Origin of the sequence: Pectobacterium betavasculorum, assembly GCF_000749845.1 — a bacterium.
GTDB lineage: Bacteria > Pseudomonadota > Gammaproteobacteria > Enterobacterales > Enterobacteriaceae > Pectobacterium > Pectobacterium betavasculorum.
The window spans coordinates 1-21,097 of record NZ_JQHM01000019.1 but is presented as its reverse complement, the minus strand read 5'-3'; the positions used below and the strand labels follow the sequence as shown (position 1 = coordinate 21,097).

The 21,097-nt window shown below is 50.3% G+C and carries 12 protein-coding genes and 3 pseudogenes; 7 read left to right on the top strand and 8 right to left on the bottom strand.

Annotated elements, in window-relative coordinates:
- Positions 1-45 precede the first annotated feature (45 nt).
- The 3 genes from bcsB to bcsC are packed head-to-tail and all read left to right on the top strand — an operon-like array spanning position 46 to position 6,986.
- Complete coding sequence (gene bcsB, locus KP22_RS19485) at positions 46-2,403, top strand: cellulose biosynthesis cyclic di-GMP-binding regulatory protein BcsB (protein WP_039325879.1); 2,358 nt, start codon at positions 46-48, stop codon at positions 2,401-2,403.
- A gap of 6 nt (positions 2,404-2,409) precedes the next feature.
- Positions 2,410-3,525, top strand: a complete 1,116-nt coding sequence (gene bcsZ, locus KP22_RS19480; protein ID WP_039325876.1) for a cellulose synthase complex periplasmic endoglucanase BcsZ — start codon at positions 2,410-2,412, stop codon at positions 3,523-3,525.
- Positions 3,507-6,986: a cellulose synthase complex outer membrane protein BcsC gene (gene bcsC / locus KP22_RS19475; protein WP_039325874.1), complete on the top strand. Its 3,480-nt coding sequence runs from the start codon at positions 3,507-3,509 to the stop codon at positions 6,984-6,986. Before bcsZ ends, bcsC begins: the two co-directional genes overlap by 19 nt.
- A gap of 327 nt (positions 6,987-7,313) precedes the next feature.
- On the opposite strand, the gene KP22_RS19470 is transcribed toward bcsC, so the two are convergent.
- From KP22_RS19470 to KP22_RS19450, 5 genes are all read right to left on the bottom strand, one after another.
- Positions 7,314-8,285, bottom strand: coding sequence for a fimbrial protein (locus KP22_RS19470; protein ID WP_039325872.1), 972 nt, complete (start codon positions 8,283-8,285; stop codon positions 7,314-7,316).
- Between the two features lie 93 nt (positions 8,286-8,378).
- The gene (locus KP22_RS19465; protein ID WP_039308323.1) at positions 8,379-9,125 is read right to left on the bottom strand and encodes a fimbria/pilus periplasmic chaperone; all 747 of its coding nucleotides are present in this window, start codon (positions 9,123-9,125) and stop codon (positions 8,379-8,381) included.
- 128 nt (positions 9,126-9,253) lie between these two features.
- Positions 9,254-11,800, bottom strand: coding sequence for an outer membrane usher protein (locus tag KP22_RS19460; protein ID WP_156107287.1), 2,547 nt, complete (start codon positions 11,798-11,800; stop codon positions 9,254-9,256).
- A gap of 241 nt (positions 11,801-12,041) precedes the next feature.
- Complete coding sequence (locus tag KP22_RS19455; RefSeq protein WP_039308320.1) at positions 12,042-12,569, bottom strand: fimbrial protein; 528 nt, start codon at positions 12,567-12,569, stop codon at positions 12,042-12,044.
- A 167-nt stretch (positions 12,570-12,736) separates the two neighbouring features.
- Positions 12,737-13,453: a helix-turn-helix transcriptional regulator gene (locus tag KP22_RS19450; protein WP_039325867.1), complete on the bottom strand. Its 717-nt coding sequence runs from the start codon at positions 13,451-13,453 to the stop codon at positions 12,737-12,739.
- Between the two features lie 548 nt (positions 13,454-14,001).
- Between KP22_RS19450 and KP22_RS22045 the strand changes: the two are divergent.
- A pseudogene (locus KP22_RS22045) lies at positions 14,002-14,118 on the top strand (transposase); the annotation flags it as partial.
- A 12-nt stretch (positions 14,119-14,130) separates the two neighbouring features.
- Positions 14,131-14,454, top strand: a pseudogene (locus KP22_RS19440) (IS4 family transposase); the annotation flags it as partial.
- 134 nt (positions 14,455-14,588) lie between these two features.
- Here the strand turns inward: KP22_RS19440 and ggt are convergent.
- From ggt to KP22_RS19425, 3 genes are all read right to left on the bottom strand, one after another.
- Positions 14,589-16,367 carry a gamma-glutamyltransferase gene (gene ggt / locus KP22_RS19435; RefSeq protein WP_039308306.1) on the bottom strand — a complete coding sequence of 593 codons (1,779 nt, stop codon included), beginning with the start codon at positions 16,365-16,367 and terminating at the stop codon, positions 14,589-14,591.
- Between the two features lie 213 nt (positions 16,368-16,580).
- Positions 16,581-17,492 carry an EamA family transporter gene (locus KP22_RS19430; protein ID WP_039308303.1) on the bottom strand — a complete coding sequence of 304 codons (912 nt, stop codon included), beginning with the start codon at positions 17,490-17,492 and terminating at the stop codon, positions 16,581-16,583.
- A gap of 161 nt (positions 17,493-17,653) precedes the next feature.
- Positions 17,654-18,862, bottom strand: coding sequence for an aldose 1-epimerase family protein (locus KP22_RS19425; protein WP_039308299.1), 1,209 nt, complete (start codon positions 18,860-18,862; stop codon positions 17,654-17,656).
- Between the two features lie 392 nt (positions 18,863-19,254).
- On the opposite strand from KP22_RS19425, the gene KP22_RS19420 reads away from it, so the two are divergent.
- Positions 19,255-20,505 carry a valine--pyruvate transaminase gene (locus KP22_RS19420; protein WP_039325865.1) on the top strand — a complete coding sequence of 417 codons (1,251 nt, stop codon included), beginning with the start codon at positions 19,255-19,257 and terminating at the stop codon, positions 20,503-20,505.
- Positions 20,506-21,027: 522 nt separating this feature from the next.
- Positions 21,028-21,097, top strand: a pseudogene (locus KP22_RS22495) (type VI secretion system tube protein Hcp); the annotation flags it as partial.

The window sequence follows — 21,097 nt, the reverse complement described above, 5'->3', positions numbered from 1 at the left end:
TTTTTCCCGACAAAGAAAAAGACCCTTAACATTGATGATGACACGATGACGAAAAAAATAATCTGGTTCACCGCATTGGCTTTAGGCGTCAGCTCATTATCTCACGCTGTCACCGCGCCGAACGCGCAAATATCGGCTCAGGGAGGCACAACCCCGGCGCCCACAAATGCTGCCACCGCAACACCAACAGCAGACACACCTGCGACTGACATATCTACGACGAGCATGCCCACGATCCCACTGGAGCAGCCGTCAGCTAACGCCGTCGTACGCAACATGGTGATGCCATTTGCGCAGATCGCGCCAGCCCCAGGTAATTTTGCATTACGCGGCATCAATCCCGACGGACAAATTGAATTCGGTGTACGTAGCGACGAAATCGTGACGCAGGCCTCGCTCGATCTCGAATTTACCCCGTCACCGGCGCTAATTCCCACCGAATCTCATATCAAGGTTTACCTAAATAATGAGCTGATGGGTGTCACCGCAATTGGCAAAGAGCAGATGGGTAAGTCAAACCGCGTCCGTATTCCTATCGATTCGCGCTACATCACGGACTTCAACCGCCTGCAATTGGTGTTCGTCGGCCATTATCAGAATATCTGTGAAAACCCTGCCAGCACCAGCCTGTGGCTGGATGTGAGCAAATCCAGCGCGCTCAATCTGCAATTCCAAAAGCTGGCGCTGAAGGACGATCTGTCGCCGTTCCCTGCACCATTTTTTGACAGTCGCGATACCCGCCCGCTGACGCTGCCCATCGTTTTTGCCAGCCAGCCGGATCTGGTTCAGCAGCGTGCCGCAGCCATGCTCGCTTCCTGGTTTGGCAGCAAAGCGCAATGGCGTGGGCAGTCCTTCCCTGCCCTCTTCAACCAGTTGCCGGATCGCCACGGCATTGTTTTCGCCACCAACGATAAGCGACCGGATTTCCTGCGTGATACTCCCGCCGTGAATGGACCGACAGTGTCTATCATCAGCCACCCTGACGATCCTCACGTTAAACTGCTGTTGGTACAGGGTCGCGATGACAATGAGTTACTTACCGCCGTGCAGGGCATCGCACAGGGGAACACGCTGTTCCGTGGGCAAAGCGTCACCATCGATAAGGTCGAACAGCTCGCCCCACGCCAGCCGTATGATGCGCCAAATTGGGTGCGCACCGACCGCCCGATGACCTTCGCCGAGCTTCAGCAATATAACGAGCAGTTGCAAACTGACGGTATTGTCCCTCGGCCGATTTCCCTGACCATGAACCTGCCGCCCGACCTGTTCCTGATCCGCAGTCAGGGCATCGATATGCGCTTGAAATATCGCTACACCGCGCCGCAGATTCAGGATGGTTCGCGTCTGAGTATCAACCTGAACAATCAGTTCGTGCAGGCTTTCTCGCTGGCACCGGAGCACGACCAGAACTCCCTGTTGATGCGCCTGCCGCTGACTCAGGGGTTATGGGATTCCGACAAGAGCCTGTCCATTCCGGCGCTGAAGCTGGGTACCACCAACCAGTTGCGCTTTGATTTCAACTACACTACGTTACTTTCCAGCGGCACCGCAGACCGTTGCGAAACCTATACGCCAGTCGTGAATCACGCTGTCATCGACGGCAGTTCGACAATTAACTTCTCTGGCTATCGTCACTTTATGGCGATGCCGGATCTGCGTGCCTTCGCCAATGCAGGCTTCCCGTTCAGCCGACTGGCTGATCTGTCACAAACGCTGGTGCTGGTAAACAAACAGCCGCAGCCCGATCAGGTCAGTGCGCTACTGAACGCCATTGGCAACATTGGGGCACAAACCGGTTATCCTGCTTTAGCGATGCAACTCAGCGATGACTGGACGCAGGTAGACAAGCAGGACAGCGACATTCTGATGATCGGCGCTATCCCGCCTGAACTGCACGACGATGGCAAAATCAACCTGCTGGTCGAACAAACGAAAAGCTGGATCAAGCAACCAACACGCCAGACCGTCATCCCAGACATGGGCTCGCCCGAATCTGACGCGAAGCCAGACAGCAAAACCACCGTCAGCGGTGACGGCGCAATGTCGGCGATTATCGGCTTCCAGTCTCCGTATCACGACCAGCGCAGCGTTGTCGCGCTATTAGCCGATAGCCCGCAGGGCTACACGCTACTCAACAACGCGCTGATCGACAGCGAAAAAAGAGCCTCACTGTTTGGTTCCGTTTCCGTCATCCGTGAATCGGGCATCAATAATCTGCGAGTCGGCGACATGTATTACGTCGGCCATCTGCCGTGGTGGGAACGCATCTGGCACGCGCTGGCGCAGCATCCTATCTGGCTAGCCATCATATCGACCTTTACCGTCATCATCATTGCGTGGCTGCTGTGGCGTAGCCTTAAATTCTTCAGCCGCCGCCGTCTGTCACCGGATGAAAGGGATTAACACATCATGCCACGCGTGCTGCGCTACCTGATCCCCACGCTGCTGTGGTTATGGACTTCCCTGGCCACTGCGGCTGTCTGCGACTGGTCCGCCTGGGAACAGTACAAACAGCATTACATCAGTGAACAAGGCCGGGTGATTGATACCTCCACGCCCAATAAAATCACCACGTCCGAAGGGCAAAGCTACGCCATGTTCTTTGCGCTAGTCGCCAACGATCGGGCGATGTTTGACAGATTACTGAAATGGACGGAAGACAACCTGTCTGCTGGCGATCTGCGTGCTAACTTGCCGTCCTGGCTGTGGGGAGAAAGTACAGATAAACAGTGGACGGTGCTGGACCCAAATTCCGCATCCGACGCCGACCTGTGGATTGCCTATAACCTGCTTGAGGCAGGTCGACTGTGGAAAGAAACGCGTTATCAGACGCTAGGTACAGCGCTACTCGCACGTATCGCCAAGGAAGAAGTCGTTAACATTCCAGAGTTAGGCGTGATGCTATTGCCGGGAAAAGAGGGTTTTGCAGAGAAAGAGAGCTGGCGCGTAAACCCTAGCTACCTTCCGCCGCAGCTGTTGGCCCGTTTTGCTCCATTGGATGAGAAATGGAAAGCCATGCAGCGCACCACGCAGCGCATGCTGCTGGAAACCGCGCCGCAAGGATTTTCGCCTGATTGGGTCATCTGGCAAAAAGGCAAAGGCTGGCAACCCGATACCGCTAAGCCCAATATCGGCAGCTATGACGCCATTCGCGTCTACCTGTGGGCAGGGATGATGGCTGACGGCAGCAGAGGGAAAGCCGATTTGCTCAAACAGTTTCAGCCGATGATTCAGCAGACAATCCAACTGGGATTACCCCCCGAAAAAACGGATACCGCGGCAGGAACAGTCACCGGACAAGGGTCTATCGGGTTTTCTGCCTCCCTGCTTCCGATGCTAGCCCGCCAGCCGGATGCGCTAGCTGCACAGCGACAACGACTCGCTGCGAATCCACCGGGTGACGATGCCTATTTCTCTGCTTCTCTAACGTTGTTTGGTCAGGGATGGGATGAGAAGCGCTACCGCTTCACGTCACAAGGCCAACTTTTACCGTCTTGGGGCAGCCAATGCACAACAACACCCTAAACTGGCTGCGCTTCCTTCCGTTATTGCTGATGGCCGCACCGCAGGCAACCAGCGCAGAAACCGCGTCGCCAGAGCAATTTCTGATGGAGCAAGTGCATCTGGGAGAAGCCAGCAACAAAGACGATCTCGTCCGTCAGTCGCTCCATCGACTAGAACTGATCAACCCAGATAATCCCGAGGTTATCGCTGCCAGATTCCGGCTGGTACTGCGTCAAGGCGATCAGGCACAGGCGCGCCAACAGTTGGAAAAGCTGAAAGCTGTAGCACCCGACTCTGCCATCTACCGCCAGTCAGAAATCACGCTGTCGCTGACGCAAGAAGAGCCGCGTAAACAATTACAGCAGGCGCGCTTGTTATCTACCGCCGGGCGCTATGCGGAAGCCAAAGCGCAATACGACGTGCTCTTTCATAGCGATCCGCCAACACTCGATCTTGCCGTGGAGTATTGGCGTCTGGTTTCACGTTTGCCCGGCCAGCAACCTCTTGCAATCAAGCGACTGGAGACGTTGGATCGAGCTTATCCTAATAATGTGCCGCTACGCATGGCGCTGGCGCGATTGTTGTTTAGCCAGAATCGTAACGAACAAGCCTACCCTCTACTGAAACAGCTTTCTAACGACCCCGTCGGACGTAGTCAGGCAGCTTCGCTGTGGCTGGAAATTATTGGCCGGATGCTGGTCACACCGCAAAGTATGGCTGAGCTTAACCGCTTTCTGACCGTGTTTGATGAAGGCGAACCGGCAGAGACCGCACGTAAAGAACTCAGTCGTCAGCAGGGAATATTAGCCGATCCTATTTATCAAGGGCGACTGCGTGCGCTGGCGCAGATTGAAGAGGGCGGCGGCAACAGCGCCACGCTCGATGCGTTGAATAAATCGCTGGTCGCCACGCCAAACGATCCGGAGCTGATCGGCGCGATTGGTGTGATTTATCTGCGCGCTGGCGATCGGGTAAAAGCCCTGACACAGTTCCAGAAAGCATTGCAGGCGGATGTTAATCGCCTGAACAGCGGCAAATGGGAAGGGCTAATCCAAAGCACGCAGTATTGGACCACCATTGCGGAAGGCGACCAGGCGCTAAAAGCGAATAACCTAACGCTGGCGCGGCAAAAATATCAGCAGGCACGCCAGATAGATAATACCAACGCTTATGCGCTGATTGGTCTGGGCGACGTGGCCGTTGCCAGCAAAAATGATGCTGCCGCCCAGTCGCTCTATCAACAGGCTTTACACCTTGAACCCGGCAACGATAACGCTCTACGCGGATCAGTCGGTATTTACCAACGACAGTCGCCGGAGAAAGCGCTCGCTTACCTCAACAGCCTGCCACACAGCCAGCAGAATACGATGCGAGAGACACTTGCTGCCCTGCAACTCGGTATCCTAAAACAGCAGGCGGAACAGTTGTCGGAACAGCAACAGTGGACACTGGCTGAAGAGAAGTATCGTCAGGCTAATCAGCAAGATCCAAACGATATTTGGTTTGCCTATCGCTATGCCCAGACGCTTCGCCAACTGGGGAAACCGCAGCAAGCGGATAACGTAGTACAACGCGCTACCGCCGTACCACCAGCAAGCGCGGAGAAGGACTACGTTTACTCACTTTATCTGTCGTCCACCAATCGCGATGAGCAAGCACTCGCTCACCTGAACACGCTACCTGCGGCAGAGTGGAACGACGACATGCGCGATTTGTCCAAGCGTCTGACAAGTCAAACCACGCTGGCGAAAGCAGAAGCGATGCGTGATGCAGGTGACGAATCCGCCGCTATTGCGTTTCTGCGTCAGCAACCGGCCGACACGCGTATCGATCTGCTATTGGCAGACTGGGCGCTGGCTCGGGGTGAATACACAACGGCGCTGGCGGATTATCAACGCATCCGCACGCGCGAACCACAGAATCCTGATGCACAGTTGGGTGAGATCGATGCATTTATCGCACAAGGGCAGCAAGATGAGGCGCGCCAGCGGCTGAACCAACTCCCCGCGCAGGCGGCTGATACACTCAACGGACAGCGGCGCGCCGCCAATGCCTGGCAAGCGGTAGGCAATCCGCAAAAATCGACCGCGCTTTTCCGTCAGCTAAAAATCGATGCACAGAAAGAGCCTGTCGGTCAGGGCAAAGCACTGGTCTACCGCGATGCGGCACGCGTCGAACAGCAGCAATCCCAACCTGAACAGGCGCAGCAGGACTATAAACAGGCCATGGTCGCCAGCGGCATCACCCCCGCGCTGCCACAACGCGACGATGACTACACCCAACTAACGCGTAATAAAAACAGCGACGACTGGCTGCAACGCAGCATCCGCGCCGATGCCGCAGACCTGTATCGCCAACAGGATATTACCGTCACCCTCGATCATGATTACTCGAGTTCGAGCGGCACCGGTGGGATCTCCGACCTCAGCGCTCACGACACTCTGTTGCAGGTGGATATGCCGCTGTACGACGGCCGCGCCTTCTTGCGCACCGACACCGTGCAGATGAACGCGGGCTCTTTCTCTACAGACAGCAACGGCGCCTACCGGGAAACCTTCGGTACCTGCGCCACGCGGGACTGTTTCGACGGTAAATCGCAGAAAGCTACCGGCACCAGCGTCGCCGCAGGTTGGAAGAACGATCGCTGGTCGGCGGATATCGGAACTACACCGCTCGGCTTTGATGTGGTCGATATCGTCGGTGGCGCAAGCTACAGCGGCGACTGGCAGCAAATCGGCTGGACCGCGACAGCATCGCGCCGCCCAATATCCAGCTCATTACTCGCCTTCGGCGGCACCAAAGACCCTGGCACCGGAATTACCTGGGGCGGCGTGCGTGCCACGGGCGTCAGTTTCGGGCTGAGCTACGATCGGGGCGAAGCGCACGGCGTGTGGAGTGATTTTAGCGTCCATCAAATTACGGGTAAAAACGTGGCCGATAATGACCGCGCCCGTGCTATGGCAGGTTATTACTACAAGCTGATTAACGAGGATAACCGACGCGTCACGGTCGGTCTGAACAGCATGTGGTGGCGACACCAGAAAGACTTAAGCGGTTATTCGCTCGGTCAGGGCGGTTACTACAGCCCACAGCAATACTTCTCGCTGGGCGTACCGGTGAACTACCGGCAGCGGACGGAAAACTGGTCGTGGGAACTCGGCGGATCGCTGTCGTGGTCACGTTCTTCTACCAAAGATCAGCGTCGCTATCCGCTTGTCGGCCTGCTCGGTAACGCCGTACTCACCGACAGAGACACCATCGAACAGGGCAGCAACAGTTCCGGATTCGGCTACACGGCGCGTGCCGTCGTCGAACGCCGCCTCAGCTCACACTGGACGCTGGGCGTCGGTATCGACATTCAGCAAGCGAAGGACTACACCCCAAGCCACGGTCTCCTCTACCTGCGCTACTCCGTCTCCGGCTGGCAGGGCGATCTCGATAGTCCACCACAGCCGCTTACGCCGTACGCGGACTTTAAGTAACCGTCCCTCAAGGTTCATTGGGTTTCCATAACAGCGGGAAGGCTTTGTTGAATAAATCGAACTTTCAGGAGATTGACAGATCTGCTCGCTACAGTCGTTTCAGCATCGGGTTCCCCATAGCAAAGCAAAAACTCAAAATCACCAGTTGGGGTGGGAGCCACCCTGTCAGTTGACTCTGATTTATTCAACAAAGCTGGCCGCTATCGCAAACAGAGAAGTAAGGCATTGCCAGCGGTACGGCCAGACCGCTGGCTTTTCTTCACAAATATAATGTAAGAGAAATACGTCATGGAGGGAGAAGATCAGCGCCGATCCATAGCGCGCCTATTAATCGGCGCTCATCACCAGAACGGCACTGCCGCTAAATGGCCCGGAGCTGACGGTGCCACTTCTGTTTTTCACCAATACAAAATCAAACAAGCTATTGCCGATTCCATTCTGGAGTTCAAGATGGACGGATTTTCCAGGAGAAATTAAATTCTCACCATAATACATTTGAACGCCGAGGTTTTCATTGGATGTTTTGATTGAATCAATTGAAAATGCTGCAATATCAGCGGATAGGGTGATGCTTATCGGCATATTTACCGGATTTTTACATTTATAAGGCACGTCAACGCGACGTCGGTTAGTGCTGGAAATACCGGATTCACTCAGCTCCTGTTTAGCGATCTGACCAAAATCAATATCAATGTTCCTACCCCCATTTATTTCACAGGTTCCCGATGTAAAAATTGAGTCATTATCCGCAATAATATTCCAGGTAAAATACCGCCGATCCTGAGGGCCTCCAGTAGTCGTTGCATATTTATGCAACATTAATGTGGCGATCGTCTGCCCCTTGGTTATTTTAACCAGTTCCCCAGGACTATCTTTCATTTCATAGAAAATGCTGATGGGAACATTGTGGTATGCGGAATCTCCCCCCTTTGGCAAAGTAAAGACATTGACTTCAGGCAGAGGAAAAGCATATTTCCCTCCTTTAATATAGGCTCCCGTATCAAAAGCAGAAGACAAAACCGTCGTTGATGAATTACTTTGAGTAAACATATAGTCGCTATAGACTGCTGGCGTATCATTCTTACACTCGTAGTATTTTCCAATATCGATAACCACTTGCTCACCTGAGGTTAATGTCCTGCTCAGCGGTATTGAAACAGAAGAACTCCCGCCCCCCAATGTTTTCCCAGTTTGCTTATTTCTACATGTATATGCTGATGCATCGAAACAGGTGATAATAAAAATCACCGGGATGATCATCGCAGGATTAAAAAATTTCCCAACACGATTTAACAACATGTTTCCGCGCCCCTTAGTCAGAAATGATATGCGCTTCGCGATAGTCGCGCACCTTGCCATGAAAATAAAGCGCAGCAAACGCTTTCCACTTCATCAGCCAGGTTTGTTTTCTTTCACCGAGCAATGGGTTCCATTGCAGTTAAAAATTAACTGCGGACGACCGCCAAAATCGTTGATATAGCTGATGACGGGGCTGCTGCCTAACAATGCGGCTTTGACGTTCAGGATGTCCGACCCTTTCGGCGCCACCATTATGGGATTAAAATCGTCAATACGCTTCCCGTTCACTGACGGCATTACCGCTGACAGAGTTACATAATACGGAGTGGGATTATGAATACGATACTTATCCCCTTCTCTTGTCAGAGTCAGTTTTTTTTGCCACGGATCGGCATAATCCTGTTGATTGGCCTGAATAGGCTTAGGCCGATAGAATAGTTTTACACGCGTTTGTAATGCAATTTGCAACGTGTTAATTTTTCCAACCTTAGGGGGTATTTCTCGTAAGTTAAAATAGAAAAGGGTTTCCCTATCCTGTGGTAATGCATTAACTGCGGGCATGCCCTGAATCTTTACCAGACTTTTTGCTCCCGGCTCGACACGTTGCAGCGGAGGTAATACAACCAGAGGCGATTCAATTTTTTTCCCACGCTCATCCTCTATCCAGCCCTGAGCTAAATAGGGCAGTTCATTATTCTGATTGCTAATACTTACGCTTATGGATTTGTTGTCACCATCAAAAATAATACGCGTGCGGTCGAGCGCTATAGCCGCATTCGCCTGCTGCGCAGGCATAAATGCACTTATTGTTAAAATAGAGAATATCTTTATGGCGTTCATTATATTCCTTACCGTTACGTTATTACTGCCCATTAATGCATGGCATTGATATTAAGAAGAGGCCGTAGTTAATTAACTTTCTCTCCAGGCGGAAACATCTATTGCGTACCATATACGCCGCCCTGTATTCAGAGATCGTCATGCGACAGCTCGCCATCCTGAGCGGTGTCTTTATTTTTAACCACCGTCTGGCAGGGCAGGAGTAAGCTGCTGGTCAGCGGCGGCAACGGGTTGGGAACATGAATCGTACACTGAACCTCTCCCCCCCAGCGGACATACATTGATTCTCCGGCGCTGATGCCCGTTAACCATACGTTGCCGTTATCATTAACAATCCCCGTCTGGTATTGCTTTTGGTTGGCGACCGTGGCGCCAAACGGCGGCGCGCTCCCATCTTTTAATTTAATTATGGCCATTGCTTTCTCACCGGACACGATGCCGAAACGGCGATAGCCCACTGCCCCTTCCGTCAACGTACCTTGTACGACGGAACGCGTAGCATCGATGTTATCTTCCAATTCGTCGACATCAACCGTTAAGCTATTGCGGTAATAGCTATTCACATCGCTGATTACGGCTTTCCCAAACCGATTAGTGTGGTTAACGCCACCGTAACCTCGGATGGGGACACCGCCAACGCCGTCGGTATCCACCATCATTCGCGTTCCGCCCATAACATTGGTACGGTGCAATGCTGCCCCTTCCGCCGTGGCCGTCATCCCGCCTTGCAAGCCAAGCGCGACCGACGTGTATTCTGCATCCCGATAACCGACATTTGCCGTAATCTGAGCCAAATCACCGTCGTGTGTGTAATACCCGCTCGCCGCCGAACGTCCATTCTGACCTATACCGGCTTTGACGTTGTAGCTATTATTATCATCGACGCGATCGTAATAACCCACCATGTTAGAATTGTTATTACGATTATATTGCCCATCATAAGATAGGCTTCCGGTATTACCCCATGGAATGGACAGGCTTAAAAATACACCGTCATCGTGCATGTTATTGTAGGTATTTCGATATCCGGTAACATTCATGCTGATATTTTTCAAACCGCCGATATCTAAATAACGTGAAAGCGATAGGTTATAGGCATCGTTAGAAACATGATTCCAATAAGTCTGATGGCTATAGTTCGCATACATGCTCATTCTATAGTCCAAAAATTGTTTGTTAAACGTTACCGTATACAGATCTTTATTATTATTAATATTAAAACCACGATATCGTATGTCGATATACTGGGACATACTCAAAAAGTTTTTTTCAGAGAAACGATATCCGGCGAACGTGACCTGGCTGTTATATTCATCAAAGCGTTTTGAATAACTGAAACGATAGGAACCGCCGCTCACATTTTTGTTCTCAGCCAGATTGGCACGAGACTGCGTTATATCGACTGAAATTGCGCCAAACGCCAGCAAATCTCGACCAACCCCTGCGGAGAGCGCATTATAATCATCGCCCCCCAGAATAGTGCCACCATAGAGGGACCAGCCGTTGTTGATACCCCAGGAAAACTCCCCGGTAGCAAATCCAGGTCCCTGATGGTTACGCTTATAGTCTGACGGCTTGCCCAGCGCCATTTTATAACGAACCAGCCCCGGTCGAGTCAGGTAAGGCACATTCGCCGTACTGACCTGAAAGGTGCGCGTCGTTCCATCTTGTTCTTGTACCGTCACATCCAGCGTGCCGGATGTGGCGGAGTTCAGATCCTGGATGAGAAAAGGCCCCGACGATACCGTCGTTTCATATAACACCCGCCCCTGCTGCCTGACCGTCACTTTGGCGTTAGTATTGGCCACGCCTGAAATTTCAGGCGCATAGCCGCGCAGATTCGGAGGCAGCATATTATCGTCGGAAACCAGCGTCGCCCCCAGATAGCGAAAGCTATCGAAGATGCTAGACGTAAGATAGTTTTCGCCAAGCGTCAGTTTAGCGCGAAGCGCCGCGATTGCCCGATATACATAATAACGGCTAACATCCCAGTCATTATAAGTGCTATTGGGTTCTCCCGTGGTATGGTCATAGCTACCCTGCCAGTCGGCGCGAAAACGCCAGGCTTCCACGTTAAAACCAGAAGACCCGTTTCCGCTTAACGTCTGGGTATTTTTCCCTTTTGATGGGAACGTACTTTGCGCATTGAGATTATAATCAAACAACAGTCCCGCGATCCCATGATCCCAGCGCGAGGGCGGATCCCAGTTATCCGCAACATACTCCAGATTCACTTGCGGTATGTTGACGTAGAGCGATCCCGTTGCCAAATCACCCTGTGCGTCCATACCATTAATCGAGCTTGTATTCAGACACTTCCCGCCATTCCACCATGTTATATTGCGCATTGCGGTGGCGGTAAGGCCGAACTGTTTAACTAATTCCGGCGTCAGGCAGGGAACACTCCCTTTGGGATCCCCTTCCGGTGGAAGAAATTCGATATTCTGTTCAGACAGCTCATTTTTATTGACGCGAACGATCATCTGGTACTGACCGGGCATAAGGTAGCCCGTTCTGGAAAATTCACTCAGGTCAATCTTCTCTCGATCCTGAACATCAAGCACATCAGTATTAAATTCAATATTCTCTGCTGCAAAAGACGACGTATGAACAAATATGGACAGCGCCACGAATACGGATAGCGGGCTTATTATGAAACTCTGGCATCCTTTCATTAGCACCCACCCCATTTAAATAACGCCATCAACGGACAAACAAAACCTATTATTTGCCCTATCCGTACAGGCGGCGCGTCAATATTTTTTTCGCCATTGTTCGTGGAAGTTTGAATTCGTCGGCAAAGCATAAAAGTAGAATATTGAATATACGACATAGCGCTCCCTCTCTTTTTCAGCACGGCAACACCTGGTAAATCAGGCGCGAGATTCGCGCCTGCCTCTACACCACGAGTTAGGCTTACTGATAAGCGAGCGTGAAGTTCGCGACCGATGTAAACTCACCAGGAACAACGGAAGCGGCGCCAGCATTACCTTGCAAGAACGCAGCAAAAGTCAGCGTATTGTTACCATTTACCACAGAAGATGGCAGAGAAGGGCTTCCCAGCTTAATGCCGGTGCCGTCGCCATTGGTTAACGCAATGGCGGCACCTTGAGCCGTACCTACCAGAGTGAGATTGTCCGGTTGGGCCTGAGACGCAGTACCGCTAAACGTCGTCGTGACCGTTTTATCCTGTAAAGCAGTGACATCGCAGTTTTCTAATTTAATATAGAAAGTACGAGGCGTAGATTTACCTCCATTTTCCAGTGCTTTATTTGATATTTGTCCCATATTAACCGTCTGATCGGTACTTTCAGGGGTAATAGAGCAAGGTGAATCAATAATTGTACCTTTAAATGTAACTGTACCATGTCCTTGATCAGCAGAAAAAGCCACACCGCTTGATAATGCTAAAACCAAACCAATAGCTGAAGAAATATGTTTCATTTACCTTATCTCCTTAATTAAAATACGTGTGTGGGACACACATCGCGAACAGTACATAACGCGCCCAATAAAAACCGAAGCACGCTCAGTACATTTTTTGTACAAGCTACGCCATACAAAAATATAGGATTGATAATTCATCTTATGAATTGAAGAAACAATACGAATTAATGAACGTGAATTTGATTCCTTGTTTCATTAGGAAAAACATTACCTTTTCTTAGATAAATAATTTCAACTAAACTCTTAAATCCCATTTTTACCAATGCATTTTTTTTATGCTGATAAATAGTCTTGACGCTACACCCTCTTTCCTGTGCAATAATCGATGTGCTCTTCTCGCCAAAAATCTCTGCTAGAATAAAACGTTCCATTGGCGTCAAAAACCGCTTCATCTTTTCAATTCTGATAATTCTATCCATGTTCTTATCATTTGCATTCATTAAAAATGATGGACTTAAATAGTAGTCGCATGGCATTAAATCAAGCACAGAGTTCAAACATTCCAGATCATCTTTTTTCGATAGGATAATACCGATCTCAAAACAACGCATCAAAACTACTGATGGAAAATGAGGATCATCCAATAGTACGACGGTCCGGATTTCCGGATAGAATTTTTTTAATTTATAGATACTATGGAGTGTATTCATCCAGACAGGATGGTACGCAATAAAAATGGTATCAATATTTTCGTTTATCGCAATCTGATAAAACAAATCCTTCTCATCGCTGACTGCATTAACAATGAATTCAGAACCACATCGGTTATGTAAAAACGAAGAAGCTGATTTATGAAAATAGATATTATTATCATAAATCAAAATAACCTTATCCACATAATCATTATTTATCAAACGAATTTTCCCATTAACCTCAGACACACCTCCCCCTATATTATTATACGGAGCATATATGAGATTGCTTCCTCTACATATGCCAGACAACCATTGACGTTGAAACGTCTATTCAGAACATGTCACGACCCAATATGGGTAATTTATGATGAAATTAGATATAAAAAACAAAAGGTAAGGTGGAAAAATACTTTTGCCATATAATTTATGGCCACACGGAAAACGCGATTATGAAAAGCTATTTATCCAAGCCGATAGAACAGGATTAATATTAGGTTAAAAATTCAAAAATAGAAGTAAGATTCACATAAACAAATAAAAACAAAATAAAAATCTTTTTTTTGTTAAGATTTTTCTTGATTCAAAGATCAATAATACCTTTGTTATGGAGTTACTAGTTAATTTCCCTTCATTATAGAGAATGCCGAATGACAGAAAATTCAAGAATGGCATTAGTAGCAGCTCAGCCAGATTGATTAATGTACGACAAGGTAAATAATTTTTTCATCGGACTTTGTTGCAATGCGGCTTTGTTGAATAAATCGAACTTTCAGGAGATTGACGGATCTGATCGCTACAGCTATATGGCTATTACCACGGTCTTGATGATGAAGCGCGTGTTCAACCTGCCGCTCCGGATTTTACAGGGCGTCGTTGACTCGATGTTTACGCTGATGGCTTTGCCGCTGCGTTGATAAACGGTGCTTACCTGCATCGGGCGTTATTTACCCGGCACCGCCCGCGTGAAAGATAAAATAAAACGGGTTAACCGCCTTTTGCGAAACTCTGCCCTTTATAACGATATCCCGAGAATATTTAATCAGATTGCTTCCATGATGACCAAAAATATGACGTGCTGTGCTATTGCCGTTGACCGGAGTGGTTATCCCTCTCAGGCTTTTCTTGACGCGCTTGCCAGTGCCATCGCACCACAAACGAAAGTCACCCTCATCACTGGCGCGGGCTGCCACAATGAATGGTTTCGGCATATCAAAGTACTTGGATGGGACTTTATTGGCCGCATCCGGGTCAGGCGGCTAAAGCTGGGGAGTATTTTAGCCCAACTCACCAGCACCTATCGGAATATGGTGCTGGTTTATTAGTCCTGAGTTTGTGGGGATCCCTCAGCCTTACCGGGTCGCTAATTTACAGGAAAATAAAATCAATACCCTATCGCTGCCCCGGCCGGGCGGCGGATATCATTTGCGCCGTACAGGTAACCTTCACGCACCTTGCCGGATACCGCTGAGTCATTGCCTGAATCCGCAGGCGTTACGCCCGCCGCGCCCGGCAAGCCGACCAGAATCAGCTCCGCTGCGCCCCATGGAGTCTGTTCCACCATCTTGTAGCCGCGCTGCTTCAGCAGGTTCAGCGTATCCGCAGAGAGCCCACGCTGTTCGTAATACACCTCGTCCGGCAGCCACTGGTGATGAATACGCGGTGCATCCACCGCTTCCTGCGGTGCCATGCCGTGGTCGATAATATTCAGCGCCGTTTGCAACGTGATGGTGATAATGCGCGAACCACCGGGCGAGCCGAGCACCATGAAAACTTTGCCGTCTTTCGTCACCAGTGACGGGCTCATGGACGAAAGTGGGCGCTTACCGGGGGCGATCGAATTACGTTCCCCTTGCACCAGTCCGTACAGGTTTTTCTCGCCAACCTTCACGGTAAAGTCATCCATTTCGTTATTGAGGAAGAAACCCGTACCCGGCGCGATCACCACCGAACCAAAACGCCCGTTCACGGTATACGTGGTGGACACCGCATTGCCCTGATTATCCACGATAGAGTAGTGCGTGGTTTCCGGTCGCTCGTGCGGGCCAATCCCCGGCTGTACGTTTTTGGACGGCGTCGCGTTCTCCGGTTCGATTTGTTTGCGAATTTCAGCAGCGTAGTCCTTACTCAACAGGCGCTCGACGGGATTGCTCACAAACGCCGGATCGCCAAGGTAGGTGTTGCGATCCATGTAAGCGTGACGCATCGCTTCCGTCAGCACATGCACGGTGGCCGCAGAGTTAAAACCTGTCGATTTAATGTCGTAACCTTCGACAATATTGAGAATTTCACACATCGTGACGCCACCGGAGCTGGGCGGCGGCGAAGAGACAAACTGATAACCGCGATAGTTACAGGTTACCGGTGCCGTTTCGGTAATGCGGTAATTGGCAAAATCAGCCGCGGTCAGAATGCCGCCGCCCTGCTTTGCCGCCTTCTCCACCACCTGTGGGATTGTGCCCTTGTAGAAAGCATCCGGCCCTTTCGTGGCAATCGCCGCCAGCGTATTCGCCAGATCGGTTTGCACCAGCTTATCGCCGGGCTGCAACGCGCTGCCGTCAGGGCGCAGGAAAATGCGCGCTGCTTCAGGATCGGCTTTGAAGCGTTTGATGGTGGTGTCCAGAATATCGGTATCTGCACGTGTGAGTTCAAACCCTTCACGCGCCAGTTTAATCGCCGGAGCCATCACCTGTTCACGCGTCAATTTGCCGTATTTTTGCAACGCGGTATCCAGCCCCAGTACCGTTCCCGGTACGCCAGCGGCCAGATAGCCGTACAGGCTCGCGTCTTTTTTCACGCTCCCATCCGCGTTCAGATACATGTTGGCACTGGCCGCCGCGGGTGCGGTTTCACGGAAGTTGATAAAGGTGTCTTTCCCATCGGCCAGGTGCAGCGTCATAAATCCACCGCCGCCGATATTGCCACAGCAGGGATTCACCACCGCCTGCGCATAGCCCACAGCCACGGCGGCATCAATCGCATTGCCACCCATTTTCATGATATCGACGCCAATCTGCGAAGCCAGATACTGCGAGCTGACCACCATGCCGTTTTTCGCTTCCACCGCAGGGGCAGACGCCGCCTGCACATTTCCACTCACTAGCAGCGCCGTCACGCTCAGCGACAACAACCATTTTCCCGATGTTGTGTTTTTTATTTTCATGAAGACCCCTTTATCCCATTGATTTTACTTACTGCTTTATCTCTATCTTCTTGCAAAACCAACTTGCAAAGTCCGCGCCAACAAACGGCAAAGGCTTAACTTAACGGACTCAGCAGCAGTAAGAAGCGTAGGAAAGGCGTGAGAAATTGCGAAAATAGCCGCTTATCTTTGCGACGCTGCACGATAAATACGCACCATCACAAAACAAAAGCTTCACGCCTGCCGCACGGATCGCCATGAACGCAGCCGCGCGCCAAACACATTCACCAGCAGACCGACCATAATCATCACTGCGCCAACGATCTGTAATAGCGAGAGAGATTCCCCAAGAAAAATGGCGGCGCTCACCAATCCAACCACCGGTACCAACAGTGACAAGGGCGCCACACGCCAGGTTTCATAACGCGCCAGCAGGCTTCCCCAAATCCCATAGCCGATGATGGTTGCCGCAAATGCCAGATACACCAGAGATAAGATCGTCGGCAATTGAATGGTGGTTAAACTATGGACAATCGCCTCTCTACCTTCAAATAGCCAGGAACTGATGAAGAACGGCACAACAGGCACCAGTGCCCCCCACACCACCAACGACATAATGCGCACATCGCTGTTTTTGCTCATGATAATTTTATTGATGATGTTACCCACCGCCCATGACAGCGCTGCCGCCAACGTCAGCAGCAGCGTAGTGGTCGTCATACCGGATGACATTTGCAGCGCCGTGCGCCCTTCCGCCAGCACTACCATCCCTATCGCTGCGACCAGAATGCCGACGACGTGATTCCAGCGTAGCTTTTCCGACAGCAATATCGCGCCAACCAGCAGCGTAAAGAAGGCCTGAGCCTGCAATACCAGCGATGCAATCCCCGCAGGCATACCCAGTTTGATGGCGAGAAACAAAAAGCCAAACTGACCAAAGCTGATTGTCATGCCATAGGCAAGTAGCCATTTCAGAGGAATGCGCGGAAAAGGAACAAATAAAATAGCCGGGAGCGCCACCAGCGAAAAACGTAGCCCCGCCAATAAAAAAGGCGGCATGTCGTTCAGCCCGACCTTAATCACCACAAAGTTCACACCCCATAACACCACGACACAAAGCGCGAGCAGCGCATCTTTCAACGACATCTTCATCCCCTGATCCAATACGTAACAATACCTTCCCCAAGGTACGCGTAAAATGAGAGAACGAATAAGAAAAGATAATTATGGCGTTACGTGATGATGACTAAGCGTGAGCATAACGTGAGATGGCCGACCACCACATTAGTGGCCGGCATAGATAGCGGTTACTCGACGGCGATCGGTTTTTCCGTCAGCGTGGTTTTGTTGTCGCCCTGGATGGCTTTAACTTTCTGTTCCGTTTTTTGTACCGCATCCGCGCTACTCAACAAGCTGTATGTCAGCTCAAACGTGGTGCTCTGTCCGGGCTGTAACTTTTTGACTCGCCCTTGCTCACGTTCAATCGTGACTGGATAAGCGTAGTTAGTGCCGGGTTCGATCCCTGTCACGTAGCCTTGTTTTTCCGTATCCGTATTTTTCCACAGCGTCAGCAGCGGCAGTTGGTGAGTATCAAAGGCAATCGACACTCCCTTATCTCCCGCCTTGTTCACCAGCGCGGCCAGCGTTTTTCCTTGCGAATCGGTATATGGCGTAATGTTGAACACCATCTCATCAAAATCTTTTGTCGGCCCTTTATAGGTTTGCCAGGTCGCCAGACCCGCTTTGGCGTGGTCATTAAACGGAGAAATCTCTTTTACTGGGGCGAGGAAACGCGCACCTTCTTCCAGAATCGGCGTGCCGAAATTGCTATGGTAGATAATCTGATAGTCACGTGGATAGTCGGCTTTATTGGTCAATACATCATGCACGGTAAATGATTCGCTGCCGGGAACGTAACGCAGCTCAGTCCAGGTTTCCAGATTCGACTTCTTAAAGCTGTTTTCCTTCAGCAGACCCCGTACCGTAATGGTATACGGTGCGCTATCGCTGACTTCCACCACCACTTTTGAGGCAGGCGTGTTACCCGCACGGCCATGCAGTGTGTAGATCATGCCATCGCTGACGACCGGATGCCCCGTCCATTCGAACCCACAGCGCACCATCATCTCATTGAAACCTTCCAGCCAGCCCAATCCATTACGGCTTTCCAGATTGATGGTATTCGGATTGACGACCTCATCAACCGGAGAATCCCACCCCAAACGGATGTTTTTACCTGCCGCATGCAGTAAGTTCATCCCTCGTGTCGGGCTGAGCGCAATTTTCAGTCCGTCCTGACTGGTAATCGTAATAACTTTACTGCCTTCCTGACGTCCGCCGTGCAGGACTTTTTGCTCAATGCTGAAATGCTGATTCTTGATCTTCAGAGCATCACTGCTGATTTGCCAGTTTCCCTTTTCTACACTGCTTTCAGCATCCGTCAGCACAAACGTCTGTGCCGATAATTGCCATGATGCCAGCGCCAGTGTAATGCCCATAGCCAGTAATTTTTTCATGTTAACCACCCTTCTTTGCTGAATTGTTTTAGCTAATGCGAACTAAAGACTACAAATCAGCGGATGATCAGAATGTGATAGCTATCACCAGATGGAAAAATTCAGCATTGACGCGTTATTTATCTGACTAATCTCACTAATTATCTGTTAACAGAAACAATACTTGCAGTATTATTGAGACATTGATCGGAAAAAGCTGACATCGTTTCAGCATAATAAAGCAAGTCACCTGAAAGCATTGTCCCGACCACAAACCAATCAGCAATTAATGCTAATTTTTTCGCATACAACAGGGCAAAAAATTGCCGCATTGTTTTTTGACCACATTGCACCCTATTAGCGCAAGCGCTATGGTTGCCGCTAACCTGTGTACGACCACTGATAAATCAACTATGAACTTTTCTCTTTTTGGCAAGAAATTCACGCGCCACGCTGGCATCACCCAATTAATGGACGATCTGAACGAAGGGCTGCGTACGCCAGGCGCGATCATGCTGGGGGGCGGCAACCCGGCGCACATTCCGGAGATGGACAGCTACTTCCAAAAGCTGTGTCAGGATATGCTGGAACAAGGGAAATTAACGGAAGCGCTATGCAACTACGATGGCCCACAAGGTAAGGATACGCTGCTCAATGCGTTAGCCGAACTCCTGAGTAATGAATTAGGTTGGCAGATTGGACCACAGAATATTGCGCTGACAAATGGCAGTCAGAGTGCGTTTTTCTACTTATTTAACCTGTTTGCTGGTCGCCACAGCGATGGCAGCCTGAAAAAGGTACTGTTTCCGCTGGCACCAGAATATATCGGCTATTCAGATTCTGGACTGGACGAAGACATGTTCGTTTCGGTTCGTCCGCAAATCGAACTGTTGCCCGATGGGCAATTTAAATATCACGTCGATTTCGAGCATCTGTCGATTACCGATGATATCGGGCTAGTCTGCGTATCACGCCCGACTAACCCTACCGGTAACGTGCTGACCGACGACGAGCTGATGCGTCTGGATATTCTGGCACAGCAGCACAATATCCCTCTGCTGATTGATAACGCCTATGGTGTGCCTTTCCCCGGCATTATCTTTAGCGATGCCACGCCGCTGTGGAACCCGAATATCATCCTGTGCATGAGCTTGTCCAAACTGGGTCTGCCCGGCTCGCGCTGCGGTATCGTGATTGCGGATGAAAAGGTGATCTCGGCGATCGGTAACATGAACGGCATCATTAGCCTGTCTCCAGGCGCGGTTGGCCCGGCACTGGCGCATGAGATGATTCAGCGCGGCGATCTGTTGCGTTTATCTAACGACGTTGTACGCCCGTTCTATCAGCAGCGCGTGACGGAGACTATCGCAATTATCCGCCGCTATCTGTCCCCCGAGCAGTGTCTGATTCATAAACCAGAAGGTGCCATCTTCCTGTGGCTGTGGTTCAAGGATCTGCCTATCACGACGGAAATTCTGTACCAACGCCTGAAAAAACGCGGCGTCCTCATGGTGCCGGGTCACTATTTCTTCCCTGGCTTAGATCAGGACTGGCCGCACGCTCACCAATGCATGCGCATGAACTATGTGCCAGAGCCGGAAAAAATCGAACGCGGTATCGCGATTCTGGCTGAAGAAGTGGAAAAGGCGATGCAGGAAGGCTAATTGTCGGCGACAGGTCGTCATTGAGCTGAATACGGTTGGGGCAAAGCACCTGCCCCGCCGTTTTTGTCTTTCCACCCATTTTCAACATGCCAACACCAGATATTTCCCTCTTTATTATTCATTCTCCCGCTTCCTCCATCACATTCTTAGCTATCACAGCATCAGGCAACTAACGATTAATGCTTAAATTATTTTTCCACCTTTAATCGGTAATAACATTTTTTTATTCCCAATCAATAGTTAATTCATTCCAAATAGACGGCCATCTCACACCATTAACGCAAACTTTCAGCATAACTGCGCATTCTGCGCAACTTCTTGCTCACTTTCTGGCATAAATCACTTTTTGCGCAATGGATGCCGTTTTTTCACGAGGTCTGCGCAACTTCTTGCTCAAATTTGACTTAGGGAAAATTTGAGTTAAGTAATTTATCATTAAAAACAATAAGATATAAATTGGCATGAGGATTGCTATACGAACAGTGAAGTTATTCAACTCGTTCAACAACAAGGAGCAAAACTATGCCAACTCCATGCTATATCAGCATCGAAGGGAAAACGCAGGGCAACATCACCGCAGGGGCTTTCACCT

Excerpts from the sequence above, each read along its gene's own strand:
- bcsC (WP_039325874.1), top strand. The coding sequence starts at position 3,507 with ATGCACAACAACACCCTAAACTGGCTGCGCTTCCTTCCGTTATTGCTG.
- KP22_RS19470 (WP_039325872.1), bottom strand. The coding sequence starts at position 8,285 with ATGTTGTTAAATCGTGTTGGGAAATTTTTTAATCCTGCGATGATCATC.
- KP22_RS19420 (WP_039325865.1), top strand. The coding sequence starts at position 19,255 with ATGAACTTTTCTCTTTTTGGCAAGAAATTCACGCGCCACGCTGGCATC.
- KP22_RS19465 (WP_039308323.1), bottom strand. The coding sequence starts at position 9,125 with ATGAACGCCATAAAGATATTCTCTATTTTAACAATAAGTGCATTTATG.
- KP22_RS19460 (WP_156107287.1), bottom strand. The coding sequence starts at position 11,800 with ATGAAAGGATGCCAGAGTTTCATAATAAGCCCGCTATCCGTATTCGTG.
- KP22_RS19455 (WP_039308320.1), bottom strand. The coding sequence starts at position 12,569 with ATGAAACATATTTCTTCAGCTATTGGTTTGGTTTTAGCATTATCAAGC.
- KP22_RS19430 (WP_039308303.1), bottom strand. The coding sequence starts at position 17,492 with ATGTCGTTGAAAGATGCGCTGCTCGCGCTTTGTGTCGTGGTGTTATGG.
- bcsB (WP_039325879.1), top strand. The coding sequence starts at position 46 with ATGACGAAAAAAATAATCTGGTTCACCGCATTGGCTTTAGGCGTCAGC.
- KP22_RS19425 (WP_039308299.1), bottom strand. The coding sequence starts at position 18,862 with ATGAAAAAATTACTGGCTATGGGCATTACACTGGCGCTGGCATCATGG.
- ggt (WP_039308306.1), bottom strand. The coding sequence starts at position 16,367 with ATGAAAATAAAAAACACAACATCGGGAAAATGGTTGTTGTCGCTGAGC.
- bcsZ (WP_039325876.1), top strand. The coding sequence starts at position 2,410 with ATGCCACGCGTGCTGCGCTACCTGATCCCCACGCTGCTGTGGTTATGG.